Source organism: Pseudomonas sp. P97.38 (assembly GCF_001269745.1).
Classification (GTDB): Bacteria; Pseudomonadota; Gammaproteobacteria; order Pseudomonadales; family Pseudomonadaceae; genus Aquipseudomonas; species Aquipseudomonas chlororaphis_E.
On sequence record NZ_LHVJ01000010.1, the window covers coordinates 224533 to 237756 of the forward strand.

Sequence of the window (13224 nt, forward strand, 5' to 3'; positions counted from 1 at the left end):
GAGGCAACATGAAAGCACTGTTCGCCCTGCTCAAGGATTACTGGGGTGTCCTGCGTCGCCCCAGCCTGTACTACAGCCTGGGTTTCCTGACGCTGGGAGGGTTTGTCGCCGGGATCATCTTCTGGGGCGGTTTCAACACCGCGCTGGAGGCCACCAACACCGAGACGTTCTGCGTCTCCTGCCATGAAATGCGCGACAACGTCTTCGTCGAACTCAAGGACACGATCCACTACACCAATCGCTCAGGCGTACGCGCCAGTTGCCCGGATTGCCACGTTCCCCACGAATGGACGCACAAGATCGCACGCAAGATGCAGGCGTCCAAAGAGGTCTGGGGCAAGCTCTTCGGCACCATCGACACCCGCGACAAATTCCTCGCCATGCGCCGCGAGCTGGCCGAACACGAATGGGACAGGCTCAAGGCCAACGATTCACGTGAATGCCGCAACTGCCATAACTTCGAATTCATGGATTTCACCCGCCAGGGCAAGCGAGCCGCCGCCATGCACTCGACGTCACTGGCCAATGGCGAAGCCACCTGCATCGACTGCCACAAAGGCATCGCCCACAAACTGCCGGACATGAGCGGCGTGAAAGGCTGGTAGCGGCCCTCAAAGGTCTACAACCGACCACCCAGTACCCTAGATCAAGGAATTCTGCGACGATAAGCGAAATAAAACGCCAAGGACCCTGGCTTTGCGACTCAATCCATGGCGGCAAACGATGCATTTCCTTCCTTTCAACAGCCTCCGGGCGCGCTTCGCCATCGCAGTGGCCTCGGTCGTGCTGGTCCTCAGTTGCCTGTTCGGCGCCGCCATCGGCGAGTCTTCCATCTCCAGGCTCAAGGAGCACAACGGGCTGCAGTTGAGCGAGTACGCCTACTCGATGATCGACCGCCTGGACCGCGACATGAACAGCCGCTCCAAGTCGCTTACGGTCCTGAGCCAACTGCAAGCCCTGCGCGACCCGGCGAACACCGGCGAAGCCCGGTCGCTGCTCAACCACCTCAGCGACCAGTTTCCCAGTTACTCGTGGATCGGCCTGACCGACGCGCACGGCACGGTGGTGGCCTCCACCGATACACTGCTGGAAGGCGCGAACATTTCGGCGCGTCCGGTCTTCCTCCAAGGCAAGGACACAACCTTCATCGGCGACGTCCATGACGCGGTCATGCTGGCCAAGCTGCTGCCCAACCCTTCCGGCGAAGCGATGAAGTTCGTCGACATCAGCATGCCGGTCCGTGACAACGCCGGCCAGTTCATGGGCGTGCTGGCGACCCACCTGTCCTGGAAATGGGCGGCCGAGGTTGGCCGATCCCTGTTCGAGCCGTTGCAGAAGCGCTTGCCGGGCCTGGAGTTCCTGGTGGTCAGCAAGGACGGCACCGTGCTGCTGGGTCCCAAGGCGATGATCGGCAAGCCCCTGGGCATCCAGCTCGACGACGGCAGCGGGCAAAACTGGTCGGTGGCGCGCTGGCAGGACGGCAATCTCTACCTGGCCGGTTTCGCCCAGAGCACCGGTGTTGACGACTACCGTGGCCTGGGCTGGACAGTCATTACCCGGCAGCCAGCCGACGCAGCCTTTGCCGAAGCGCATCAGTTGCGCGATGAGATCCTGATCTGGGGCATCGTGCTTTCGGTGGTATTCGCGTTGGTTGGCTGGTTCGTGGCAGGCATCATCACCGGGCCGGTGAACCAGATCGCCGACGCGGCCGCGCGCCTGTCCCAAGGCGCTGATGTGCGCATCCCGCTGCTCAAGGGCAGCCGAGAGGTCGAGACGTTGAGCATCGCGATCCATCACCTCGTCGACAGCCTGACCCGAAAAAGAAGCCAACTGGCTGTGGCCGAAGGCATGGCCTACCGCGATACCGTCACCGGCTTGCCCAACCGGGCGGCGCTGGACAAATACGTCGAGGCAGTGGCCAGCGAAAGCGGCGAGCGGCCTGATTTCGGCGTGCTATGCCTGGACCTCGACGGGTTCAAGCCCGTCAACGATCGCTTCGGCCATGCCATGGGCGACGCGCTGCTGCAGGAAGTCGGCAATCGCCTCCTGATGGCGGTGCGCGACGGCGACATCGCCGTACGCCATGGCGGCGATGAGTTCGTCCTCCTGCTGCGCCTGCGCTCGGGAGAAACCCTGACCAACATCCAGGGCGCCGCCCAGCGCATCGTTGCCAAACTGGCCGAACCGATGCTGCTGGCCGGAGAAACGCTCCAGATCGGCTGCAGCATCGGCGGCGCCCTATGGACCGGCGGCGCGTTCAGCGAAGCCCTGGCCCAGGCTGATGAAGCCCTTTATCGGGCCAAGCGTGCGGGCAAGTCCCAGGCGAAGTTTCATGAGGCGTTGGAGCTGCGCTGACGGGCCTCGAGGCTGAGCGGCTGTAACCAAGGCCTGCACGGCCGAGCAATACCTGGTGGCGAGGGAGCAAGCTCCCGCTGGGACGCGAAGCGGCCCCTGTTGGACACGATTGATATCGCGAGGTGTCAGGGTAGATAGGAGGGCCGCTTCGCAGCCCAGCGGGAGCAAGCTCCCTCGCCACGGTTTGTGTGTTCTTCAGGGATCCGCTTAACTGACCGGGATTAACTTGCCTGCGGGGGGCATCCCATGACTGAATCACTGGAACGTTTCGTCCAGGCCCAAACTTCCACCTTTGAAACCGCCATGGCTGAGCTTGAGCGCGGGCGCAAGCAAAGCCACTGGATATGGTTCATCTTTCCCCAACTGCGCGGCCTGGGTCGCAGTGAAAACGCCGCCTACTATGGGCTGCGGGACATTGAAGAAGCGCGCGATTACCTGCAGCACCCCCTGCTGGGACCGCGTCTGGAACGGGCGACTCGCACCGTGCTGGATTCGTCAGTGCCGGTCCAGCGACTGCTGGGGGAGCTCGATGCCATGAAGTTCGCGTCGTGCATGACGCTATTCCGCGCCGCTGCTGGAGCGGACTCGGTGTATGCGCAGGCGTTGGACAGCACGGTGAGTGTCGATGTGCGAACACTGCAGATGCTGCAAAAGCAAGAAAAGAATGGCGTCTAATGGCTGGGCATCGAAAGCACAAACCGACACTCAGCCTTTTCGCCAGCAGACACTGCCTCAGCCACGAACCCGCACCGCTCAAGCACCTTCCTGGAACCGACGTTCTCGGCATAGACGTAAGCCACCAACTGCGTCAGTTTCCAACGCTGTGCGGCCTCTTGGATCAGGTGCCGCAAGGCCATTGTGGCCAGCCCCTTTCCACAGGCTTGCCGGCCGATCCGGTAGCCCACCTCTGCAGAGTCAAGGGGCGAATGGATGTTCTTCAGGTTCGCCCGGCCGACGATGCGGGCGTTGCAATCCTCGATGACCAGCGGATGCCAGGTGCCCACGGCAAAACCGGACAGGTAGCCGTCTATATGATCCGCGACACCCTGTAGCGAATAGAAGGCCGGATCGCGGGGATCGATATGGGACTCGAACCACTCACGGTTCTGGGCTTCAAACGCCAGCAAGGCCTCGGTATCGGTACGCTTGAGTTCGCGAATCTTGAAGGGGGTCATCCGTCACGTCCTTGTGTCTAAGGCCTGGAAATCTTGCACAGTTTGGCACGGAGATCATCATCGCGATTTGCAAGCAACTTGACCAGCCGCGCCTTCTCGCGCCCCCGTCATCTCAGGCCAACTGAAACCCATGGGCCAGCGGGTCCTTGTCGTCGACGAAGATTGTGTTGTGGCCAATGATCTGTGCCCAGCCACTGATGCTCGGGCGGATGCCGGCGAAGGAACCGACAGCGACGGCGGCTTCGACCTTCCCTTCGAATACCGTGCCGATCAAACTTTCGTTGCGGAACGTGTCGCCGACCCTCAAGCGGCCCTTGCCGAACAGCTGGGCCATCCTGGCCGAAGTACCGGTGCCGCCGGGCGAACGGTCGATGGCTTTGTCGCCGTAGAACACCGCGCAGCGACCATCGGCTGTGGCGTTGTGCGGCGCATCGCACCAGATGATGTGGTGGACGCCGCGGATCCGGCTGTTCTCGGGGTGGACGGGGTCGCAGATGTCCGCCAGGGCATCGCGAAGTTTCTGGCTCAGGCCGACGATATCCGCGGCATTCAACCCGTCGAAGCCTGCCCAGTTCGCCTGGGGTTCGACCACCGCGTAGAAATTGCCGCCATAGGCGATGTCCACCGTGAGCACACCGACGCCGGGGACCTCGACCGATACATCAGCGCTGTGCAGGTAACTGGCGACGTTGAACAACCGAATTGCATCTACCGCCTCGCCCTCCAGCGTGTACGCCACATCGACCCGACCCGCCGGCGTTTCGATGGCCAGGGTGCCCGGTACGCGAGGAACGATCAGGCCCTCTTCGATGACCACCGTCGACAACCCGACGGTGCCGGCACCGCACATCGGCAGGCAGCCACTGACTTCGATGAACAGCGCGCCGAAGTCGCAATCATCCCGCACCGAGGGATAGATGATGACGCCGGACATGATGTCGTGACCCCGGGGCTCGAACATCAACGCCGTGCGCACCCAATCGTGGTCGCGGACAAATATGTCCCGGCGCTCGGCCATGGACACGGCGGGCAACAGCGGCCCGCCTCCGGCCACCACGCGCACGGGGTTGCCGCAGGCGTGGGAATCGATACAGAAAAAACTGCGCCTCATGCAGGGCTCCTCCTAAACCAGTTTGGCCGGCGCGTGACGCTGCAACGCCCCGCGTGACAGTCGGTCCATCAGCAAAGCGACCGCGACGATGGCCAGGCCAGCCCGCAGCCCCAGGCCCATCTCCATCCGGGACAGGCCCCGGGTCACTTCGGCCCCCAGGCCACCGGCCCCCACCAACCCCGCCAGGACCACCATGGCCAGGGACATGAGGATGCATTGATTCAGGCCAACCAACAGGGTTGGCGCCGCCGTGGGCAGTTCGATCTTGAACAGGATGTCCCGAGGCGAAGCCCCCGATGCCTGGCCCAGTTCGAGCAGGTCCTTGGGCAGTTGCTTGAAGGCCAGGGTGGTGAGCCTGAGCATCGGCGGGATACCGTAGACAATCGTCGCGATGATCGCCGGTACACGCCCGAGGCTGAACAGCATCACCGCCGGGATCAGGTAAACCCAGGGCGGCACGGTCTGCATGATGTTCAGGACCGGCAGGAAAGCGTCCTCGACTTTCTTCACCCGGGCGGCCAGGACGCCCAACGGGAACGCCACCGACACCGAGATCAGCACCGCCACCGAGACCAGCGCGATGGTTTGCATGGACGCCACCCACAGGCCGGAAAACAGGCAGAACGCCAACATCAACGCGGCGAACAGCGCCACCCGCCGATTGGCGAAAAAGAACGCCGCGGCCACGACGATACCGATGAGCACATAGGGGTGCGGTGCCAGCAACGCATGCTCGACAAAGCCCAGTACCGCTTCGACGACCTGGCTGATGGCGACAAACAGACCGTGCAGGTTGGCGTTCAGCCAATCCACGCCGGGCGCAAGGAATTGGCCCGGTGAAAAACGCATGTCCGACATACTCATTGGCTGTCTCCCACTCGCGTACGGGCGGCGGCCTGCGCGAGACGATCGAGAATCATGGTGAGGATCACGATGGCGATGGCGGCGTTGATGGATTTGGCGATGTCCAGCGTGCGCACCGCGCCGTAGATGGCTTCGCCCAACCCGCCCGAACCGACGATGCCGGCGATGACCACCATACCGAACGCCATCATCAGGCTCTGGTTGACCCCGGCCATGATGCTGGGCATGGCGAACGGCAAGCGGATCTTGAAGAACATCTGCAGGCCGGTGACGCCGCTGGCATTGCCCAGTTCGATGAACTCGTTGGGCGTCATGCGGATGCCCAGCGAGGTCAACCGCATGGCCGGCGGCACCGCGACGATGAACGTCGCCAGCAGCGCCGTGGCCGGCCCGTAGCCGAGCAGCGCAATCGCCGGCAACAGGTAAATGTACGGCGGCATGGTCTGCACCAGGTCCAGGCAAGGGTCCACCACGCGATCGAACGCCGGGGTCAGGCCGGCGACAACCCCAAGGGGGATGGCGACCAGCAAGGCCAGCACCGTCGCGGTGAGCACCAGTGCCAGGGTGCTGACCGTTTCCGGCCACAGGCCGATCAAGGCGCAGAACATCAGCGCCAGGCCTGCCAGCAGCGCAAAACGCGCACCGATCATTCGCCAGCCGACCAGGGCCACGATCAGCGCGACAACCCAGGACGGCGGGTACGCGATGCACCACAGCACACCTTTGTAGACACTGGTCAGTGCCCCGTTGGCAGCGTCGAAAAGAAACTCGCCATGCTCCGACAACCACTCCAGGGTGGCGTCGATGGCCGCGTCGAACTGGCTGGAGAAATCAGGCGTACTCATGTCGCCGCCTCCAGCGCATCGACGGCCGACGGGGCAATGAACTCGTTAGCAGTGCCCTGCACGCCACGCAGCAGGTCACGGGGTGTAATGACGCCAACCACCGCGCCGTTATCGACCACCGCCAGGGCATCGCGCTCGGACTTCATGGTCAGGCCGATCAACTCATCGATGTCCGCGTCCGGCGTGGTCTTGGCCAGCTTGGCGATATCACAACCGGGATTGGCCGCCTTGAATGGCTCCACCGGCGTCATCACCGAATGCGCCTTGACCAGGTGCAGCCGGGAAATGCCGGCGACAAACTCGGCCACGTAGTCATCGGCCGGGTTCAAGACAATTTCTTCGGCCGTGCCGACCTGGATGATCACACCGTCCTTCATGATCGCGATGCGGTCGCCGATGCGTATCGCCTCGTCCAGGTCGTGGGTGATGAAGACCGCCGACTTGCCCAGGTCCTTGGTCAGTTGGCGGAACTCGTCCTGCAACTGGCGGCGAATCAGCGGGTCGAGCGCGCTGAACGGCTCGTCCATGAGGATCACTTCCGGGTCGGCGGTGATCGCCCGGGCCAGGCCGACCCGCTGCTGCATCCCGCCGGACAGTTCGGTCGGATAGCGCGAAGCCCACTCACTCAACCCCACCTTCGCCAGCGCCCGCTCGGCCACCTTGTAGCGCTCGGCCTTGCCGACGCCCTGGACTTCCAGGCCAAAGGCGGTGTTTTCCAGCACGGTGCGGTTCGGCAACAGGGCCACGCTCTGGAAGACCATGCCGATGTGCCGCGCCCTCACCTCGCGCAACGCCTTGGGTGACAACGCAGACAGGTCCTTGCCCTTGACCAGGACCTTGCCCGCGCTGGGGGTGATGAGTTTGTTGAGCAGCCTGATCAGCGTGGATTTACCACTGCCAGACAACCCCATGATGCAGAAGATCTCTCCACGCCGAACCTGAAGACTGACATCCGAGACGCCGACTACGCAGCTGTATTCTTGCAGTATCTGGGTCTTGGTGAGCCCGCGCTGGGCGACCGCATCGATCGCCGCGGGCGCGCTCTTACCGAAGATTTTCCAGACCGACTGGCAATCCACCAGCACTTCGTGAGTGTCTATTTTGGCCGTTGTCATTTCGTAACCCATCGAGCCGGTTCGTACCGGCTTCTCTCATTAATCAAAGGGCGGCAGTGGCAGGCACGCAAGGCGTATCAGTTCTTGATGTTTCCCCAGCGCTTCAACAGATCGCTGTGGCTGTCGGTCCAGCCCTTCACGGCCTGCTCCATGGTCTTGCCGTCCTTGACCTCGGCGTTCATCGAGGTGATGTCGGCAATCGGCACATAGACACTGGCCATCAGTTCACGCGCACGTGGGTTGGCTTCGGCAAAGCCTTTGTGGCCAATCCAGTAGTAGCCTTGCAGCGGTGGGAAGATCGCCTTTGGATCCTTGAGGAATTTCAGGTCGAATTTCTTGGTCATCCAGGACGGATCCCAGACGGTCACGGCGACCCATTCCTTGCGGTCGACCGCCGACTTCAGTGCGGCGGTCATGGCCGACGTGCTGCCCTCGATCAATTTGAGCTTGAGGTCGTAGGCCTTGACCACGTTGGTGGCGTCGCTCATCAGGCCCGAACCGGGTTCGATGCCGATGATCTTGCCGCCGAACTTGTCCGCGTTGGCGTTCAACTGGTCGATCGAATCGATGTCGACGTAGCTCGGTACAGCCAGCCCCTGGTACAGGCCGAAGGACACCGGCGACAGTTTTTCGAGCTTGTTCTTGTTCTTGTTCCAGTAGTCGGAGGCTGCATAGTCGGTCTGGGACGCCAGCACCTGGACGTCACCCTTGGTCAACGCCGCGTAGGCGATGCCCCACTCGGAAAACTCGACGACTTTCACGGTGTAGCCGGAGTCTTCGAGCACCTTCTTGGTGATACCGGTGATGGGCGTCAGGTCCTCCCAGTTCATCGTTCCCATGGTGATGGTCTTTTCTTCAGCGTGAGCTTGCAGACTCATCATGCCGGCGATGGCGACGGCGCAGACTGTCTTCCAGATCTTGTTCATGGCGTTTCCCCGTTCTACGTTTATGGAACTGGCTCCGGCTTTTGAAAGCCGCTTCTTTTTTACAACTGCTTCAACCTTCTTTTCCCGCTTTGAATGCCTGCCAACGAATGACCGAGCGCACCCCCCATTGCGTCAACAACCTGGGCGGCAGCCTGCTCGGCCCCGGGGCATGACTGAAACTCTCAAGGAACTTCGAGTCGGTGCCCGTGGCCAACTCTGCGGCCATGACCCCGGCCAGGGTGCTCTTGACGGTGCCCAGGCCGTTCTCACAGCAAGCGCTGTAGAGGTTCGGTTCAATTTCGCCAAACGCCGGTGCGCTGTTGCGACTCAGGCAGAGCCGCCCCGCCCAACTGAATTCGAACGGCGTGTCCTTCAATTCAGGGAAGCGCAGATCCAGCGAGTGCCGCTGCTCTTGCGCAACGGCCGCGACCCGCTTGGGGGTTACCTGGATGCTGGGGTCGTAGGTGAATTTGGTCCGGATGACGATTCGCGACAAACCGTCCGAGGTGATCTTGCGCAGCGTGGCGCCCATGGGATCGGCCGGCAGCAACGCCCACCGGTCCCTGCCGGGCAGGGTCTTGTCGAACTGCTCGTCCCGGTAGCCGGCCGTCATCGACGCGTAGGTGAACACGTGCAACAGGCGGCCCTTGAAGTGGCCGAAATCCTCGATGTGGCCGTTGACCGCCAGAATCACCTTGGGCGCAGTGACGGTACCGCGATGCGAGCGAGCGACCCAGTCGCTGCCGGCCCTGGACAACTCGATCACCGGCGAGCGCTCCAGCAGCGTCACCTTGTCCGCCAACCCGGCCGCCAGGTCGCGAATGTATTGCGCCGGCTGGATCATGACCGCGCCGGGGGTGTACAAGCCACCGTGGTAGTAAGTCGAACCAGTGATTTCGCGCATCTGCGCGGCATCGAACAGCTCATACCGCTCGCCAATACCATGCAGCGACTTGGCGTAGTTGTCATTGAGCTTGAGCCCGCGCTCGGTGGCCGCCGCGTTGATCTTGCCGGAAGGATCGAACGTGTGCGCACTCATGCCGTACTCATGCGCGGCCTGGGAGGCAAAATCGATCGCAAACCGATTTTGCGCAATCTCCAGGGCAGTGGCCGACTCACCGGCCACGGAGTACTCCCCCGAAGACAGGTTATGCGGCACGTCGATCATGAAGCCTGAGTTCCGGCCGGCGGGCCCCTTCGCCACTTCGTGCGCATCCAGCACCACGATGCGCTCGCCCGGGCGCAGCTGCGACAGCCTGCGCGCGGCGGAAAGGCCGGCAAAACCGGCGCCGATGATCACCCAATCGGCGGTCACCTGCCCATCAAGCATGCGCACGGGCGTCGAGCGCGTCGAAATGGCCTCCCAACCCGAGACGCCGGTGTCTACCGGTAGACGCTTGATGGTATGGGCGCTCATTTTACGGTCTCGTCAACCGACCGATCGGACACATCGATCCAGATGGTCTTGATCTCGGTGTACTGGTCATGGGCGAAGACCGATTTGTCCCGACCACCGAACCCCGACTCCTTGTAGCCGCCGAACGGCGTCGAGGCGTCACCTTCACCGAAGCAATTGACGGTGACGATGCCGGCGCGAATCTCCCGTGACAGCTTGATCGCCTTGCGCAGGCTGCCGGTGTACACCGACGCCGCCAGGCCGTAGGCCGTGTCGTTGGCCAGGGCGATGGCTTCGCAGATCGACGTGAACGAGGTCACGGACAACACCGGGCCGAAGATTTCTTCCTGGAACAAGCGGCTGTCACGGTCGACGCCGTCGATCACGGTCGGCTGCACGAAGGCGCCATCCTGGGTGTCGCCGCCGTACACGACGGCGAGCTTGTCGCCGTTCGCGTAGTCGAGGTACGACTTCACTTTCTCGAAATGATCACTGCTGACCAAGGCCCCCACGCGGTTGTGCGGGTCGAGGGGATCGCCCATCTTCCACTCATTGAGGTAGGCGCCCATGCGTTGGAGCAGTTCATCCTTGACCGATGCGTGCACCAGCAGGCGCGACGTCGCCGAGCAGTTCTCGCCCATGTTCCAGAAGGCGCCGTTGACCACTTGTTCGGCCACCAGGTCCAGGTCCTCGGCGTCATCCATCACCACGGCGGGGTTCTTGCCGCCGCATTCCAGCACCACGCGCTTGAGGTTGGAGTCGGCGGCGTAATGCAGGAAGCGGCGGCCGGTGGCGGTGGAACCGGTGAAGCTGACCATATCGACGTCTTTGTGCAGGCCGATGGGTTCGCCAACGTCCTTGCCGGTGCCCGTCACGATGTTCAGCACACCGGCTGGAACGCCCGCTTCAAACGCCAACTCGGCGACGCGCAACGTGGTGAGCGTGGTCTGCTCGGCCGGCTTGACAATCACCGAGCAGCCGGCGGCCAGCGCCGGGCCGATTTTCCAGGCGAGCATCAGCAGCGGGAAGTTCCAGGGCAGCACGCAACCCACCACCCCGATCGGCTCGCGCACGACCATGGTCAGGGCATCGTTGCCCACCGGGGCGGTATGGTCGTAAAGCTTGTCGATGACTTCAGCGTGCCAGCGCAGGGTGTGAATCGTGTCCGGCACATCCACGCATTGGCACTCGCGCACAGGCTTGCCGCTGTCCAGGCTTTCCAGCACCGCCAATTCGTGACGGTTGTCCTCCAGCAACTTGGCGAACTTCAACAGCACGGCCTTGCGTTCGCCCGGCGCCAACAGCCTCCAGCGCCCGTCCTCGAACGCTTCCCGGGCCTTGCTCACCGCGTAGTCGACATCCTCGACGGTGCAGGCGGCGATGTCCGCGAGGAATGCGCCGGTGGCGGGGTTATGGGTGGCAAATGTCTTGCCGCCAATCGCCGGTTTGAAAGCCCCGTCGATAAACGCATTGGACGCAAATGAAATGGATTTGGCGATAGCGGCATATTCAGCCGCAGTAAGCAGATCACGCATGGTTGGCTCCCGAGGTAATGTGTGCGACGGTGCGTTTCACGTTGGCGATAACGGTTTGCAGACTTCGTTTATCACCCGCATTCAACGGACGCAGTGGCGCACGCACATCACCTACTTTCAATCCATTCAATTCGCAGCCGAACTTGATCGACTGCACGAACTTTCCACCGTCCAGTGCATTCATCAACGGCATCATTGCCGACATGATCTGGCGGCCTTTATCGAAGTTCTTTTCCAGCACACAGGCTTCATACAACGCGACATGTTCCCTGGGCAGGAAGTTGGAACCGGCACACACCCAACTGCGCGCACCCCAGGCAAAGAACTCCAGGGCCTGATCGTCCCAGCCACACGACAACGCGATATGCGGAAACTCCCGCGCCAACAAGTGAACCCGGCCCATGTCACCGGAACTTTCCTTGATGGCGACGACATTCTTCGACTTGCCCACGCGAGCGAGATAATCCTCGTTCATTTGCACGCACATGCGGCCTGGGTAGTTGTAAAGCATGATCGGCAGGTTTGCCGCACGGTCGATGGTCAACGCGTGGATCGCGTTCTCCTGGTCGGTCGGCAGCGCATAGGGCGGCGTGGTGACCAGGATCGCGTCAGCCTTGATGGCCTTGGCATCCTTGGCGAACAACACTGCGTCTTCGGTACGAATGGCGCCGGTGCCGATGATCAGTTGAACCCGCGAGCCGATGACATCCTTGGCCCGGGCGGCCAGTTCCAGGCGCTCTTCAGCGGTCTGCGCATAATATTCGCCGGTGGAACCGCCAATAATAATGCCGTGCACCTTCGCCTCGATCAGCGACTCCAGAACATCATCGAACACATTCCAGTCGATATCGCCTTCGGGCGTATGCGGCGTCACCGCCGGTGTATAAATACCTTCGAATCTCAAGACGGTTTCTCCGATTTCAAATGGCCGGAAGTATCAACAAGCGCCTCGAGCCAAGTCCGGCGGCGCACGATATAAATTCCCCGTGTGAACGGGAGCGATTTAATGAAAATAAAAACCTAAACTGACCAGCGCACATCTTTCAGTTATCTGCGAAAGCCCTTCTTCGCCCTGCACTCGCTCATACAGACACGGCACGAATACAACGCGAAAAAGCAACCACTGAAACAATGTCTAATCGTTTGGCAGGCACCAAACGACGTACCACGATCTTATTTTTAGAAACTTACCGGACAAAACAACGCCCCTTAGTTACAGCTGTTCGAGGGCCCGCTTGTTCAACATGCCGTCTTCGTAAACGCTTACGGCTTGGGTGAAGAGTACGTGTCAAAATCATTTCCCAACAAGAAACATTTATTCCAAGCAATGCATAACCTAGTGTTATCAATCAGCCATTTTCAGGGGGTTGGGCTTGGAAAAAAGGGGGCAAAATGCGGGTTTGGTGTGCCCCGATCCTGCGGGAGCGGGCTTGCCCGCGAAGACGGCGGCACATTCAACATCTTCATGGCAGACACACCGCTTTCGCGGGCAAGCCCCCTCCCACAAGGGATTTGGGGTGTACGCCGCCTTTGCATGCACCAGCAAGACCTGTGGGAGCGGGCTTGCCCGCGAAGACGGCGGCACATTCAACATCTTCGTGGCAGACACACCGCTTTCGCGGGCAAGCCCGCTTGTGTCTGAGTAAGGGAATAAACTCTGGGGTGAGAGGGGTAGATGGCAAGCTGTGAGTCCGCGGTGCTTGAAGCACGAGTGGGAGCAAAGCTGCCATCTACCTTTCTACTCTGGCCCATAAGCCCGAACAGTTGTACGAGCGGCACTCGAATCACAAGCGTGGGCAAAGCCAGAGCACTCTCATTTCTGAGTGTAAGAGGGTTTTGCCATGATTTCCTGGGTCGGTATCGATATATCCAAATCAAATCTCGTCGTTTGGGTTCGACCAC

The 13224-nt window shown here is 61.5% G+C and carries 12 protein-coding genes; 3 read left to right on the top strand and 9 right to left on the bottom strand.

Annotation, left to right across the window (positions count from 1 at the left end):
- Positions 1–8 precede the first annotated feature (8 nt).
- From AD664_RS05625 to AD664_RS05635, 3 genes are all read left to right on the top strand, one after another.
- Positions 9–605: a cytochrome c3 family protein gene (locus tag AD664_RS05625; protein WP_042728647.1), complete on the top strand. Its 597-nt coding sequence runs from the start codon at positions 9–11 to the stop codon at positions 603–605.
- A 118-nt stretch (positions 606–723) separates the two neighbouring features.
- Positions 724–2355, top strand: a complete 1632-nt coding sequence (locus tag AD664_RS28020; RefSeq protein WP_053145024.1) for a sensor domain-containing diguanylate cyclase — start codon at positions 724–726, stop codon at positions 2353–2355.
- 246 nt (positions 2356–2601) lie between these two features.
- On the top strand, positions 2602–3030 hold the full coding sequence (locus tag AD664_RS05635; RefSeq protein ID WP_053145025.1) for a DUF1810 domain-containing protein: 429 nt from the start codon (positions 2602–2604) through the stop codon (positions 3028–3030).
- Here AD664_RS05635 and AD664_RS05640 read toward each other — a convergent pair.
- The 9 genes from AD664_RS05640 to AD664_RS05680 form a co-directional block, all read right to left on the bottom strand.
- Positions 3027–3530, bottom strand: a complete 504-nt coding sequence (locus AD664_RS05640) for a GNAT family N-acetyltransferase (RefSeq protein ID WP_053145027.1) — start codon at positions 3528–3530, stop codon at positions 3027–3029. The two genes, AD664_RS05635 and AD664_RS05640, sit on opposite strands and share 4 nt — an antisense overlap.
- 112 nt (positions 3531–3642) lie before the next feature.
- Positions 3643–4641 (bottom strand): 4-hydroxyproline epimerase, encoded by a 999-nt coding sequence (locus AD664_RS05645; protein WP_053145029.1) that lies wholly within the window; start codon positions 4639–4641, stop codon positions 3643–3645.
- Between the two features lie 12 nt (positions 4642–4653).
- Positions 4654–5505, bottom strand: a complete 852-nt coding sequence (locus tag AD664_RS05650; RefSeq protein ID WP_053145031.1) for a proline/glycine betaine ABC transporter permease — start codon at positions 5503–5505, stop codon at positions 4654–4656.
- Complete coding sequence (locus tag AD664_RS05655) at positions 5502–6350, bottom strand: proline/glycine betaine ABC transporter permease (RefSeq protein WP_042728652.1); 849 nt, start codon at positions 6348–6350, stop codon at positions 5502–5504. Before AD664_RS05655 ends, AD664_RS05650 begins: the two co-directional genes overlap by 4 nt.
- Positions 6347–7465, bottom strand: a complete 1119-nt coding sequence (locus tag AD664_RS05660) for a glycine betaine/L-proline ABC transporter ATP-binding protein (protein ID WP_053145054.1) — start codon at positions 7463–7465, stop codon at positions 6347–6349. Before AD664_RS05660 ends, AD664_RS05655 begins: the two co-directional genes overlap by 4 nt.
- Positions 7466–7542: 77 nt before the next feature.
- The gene (locus AD664_RS05665) at positions 7543–8391 is read right to left on the bottom strand and encodes a glycine betaine ABC transporter substrate-binding protein (RefSeq protein WP_042728653.1); all 849 of its coding nucleotides are present in this window, start codon (positions 8389–8391) and stop codon (positions 7543–7545) included.
- 70 nt (positions 8392–8461) lie between these two features.
- Positions 8462–9808: an FAD-binding oxidoreductase gene (locus AD664_RS05670; protein WP_053145033.1), complete on the bottom strand. Its 1347-nt coding sequence runs from the start codon at positions 9806–9808 to the stop codon at positions 8462–8464.
- Positions 9805–11322, bottom strand: a complete 1518-nt coding sequence (locus tag AD664_RS05675) for an aldehyde dehydrogenase (RefSeq protein WP_042728655.1) — start codon at positions 11320–11322, stop codon at positions 9805–9807. The genes AD664_RS05670 and AD664_RS05675 overlap by 4 nt, the downstream gene beginning before the upstream one ends.
- Positions 11315–12226, bottom strand: a complete 912-nt coding sequence (locus AD664_RS05680) for a dihydrodipicolinate synthase family protein (RefSeq protein WP_053145035.1) — start codon at positions 12224–12226, stop codon at positions 11315–11317. Before AD664_RS05680 ends, AD664_RS05675 begins: the two co-directional genes overlap by 8 nt.
- Between the last annotated feature and the right edge of the window lie 998 nt (positions 12227–13224).

Excerpts from the sequence above, each read along its gene's own strand:
- AD664_RS05655 (WP_042728652.1), bottom strand. The coding sequence starts at position 6,350 with ATGAGTACGCCTGATTTCTCCAGCCAGTTCGACGCGGCCATCGACGCC.
- AD664_RS05650 (WP_053145031.1), bottom strand. The coding sequence starts at position 5,505 with ATGAGTATGTCGGACATGCGTTTTTCACCGGGCCAATTCCTTGCGCCC.
- AD664_RS05675 (WP_042728655.1), bottom strand. The coding sequence starts at position 11,322 with ATGCGTGATCTGCTTACTGCGGCTGAATATGCCGCTATCGCCAAATCC.
- AD664_RS05625 (WP_042728647.1), top strand. The coding sequence starts at position 9 with ATGAAAGCACTGTTCGCCCTGCTCAAGGATTACTGGGGTGTCCTGCGT.
- AD664_RS05665 (WP_042728653.1), bottom strand. The coding sequence starts at position 8,391 with ATGAACAAGATCTGGAAGACAGTCTGCGCCGTCGCCATCGCCGGCATG.
- AD664_RS05640 (WP_053145027.1), bottom strand. The coding sequence starts at position 3,530 with ATGACCCCCTTCAAGATTCGCGAACTCAAGCGTACCGATACCGAGGCC.
- AD664_RS05635 (WP_053145025.1), top strand. The coding sequence starts at position 2,602 with ATGACTGAATCACTGGAACGTTTCGTCCAGGCCCAAACTTCCACCTTT.
- AD664_RS05670 (WP_053145033.1), bottom strand. The coding sequence starts at position 9,808 with ATGAGCGCCCATACCATCAAGCGTCTACCGGTAGACACCGGCGTCTCG.
- AD664_RS05660 (WP_053145054.1), bottom strand. The coding sequence starts at position 7,465 with ATGACAACGGCCAAAATAGACACTCACGAAGTGCTGGTGGATTGCCAG.
- AD664_RS28020 (WP_053145024.1), top strand. The coding sequence starts at position 724 with ATGCATTTCCTTCCTTTCAACAGCCTCCGGGCGCGCTTCGCCATCGCA.
- AD664_RS05645 (WP_053145029.1), bottom strand. The coding sequence starts at position 4,641 with ATGAGGCGCAGTTTTTTCTGTATCGATTCCCACGCCTGCGGCAACCCC.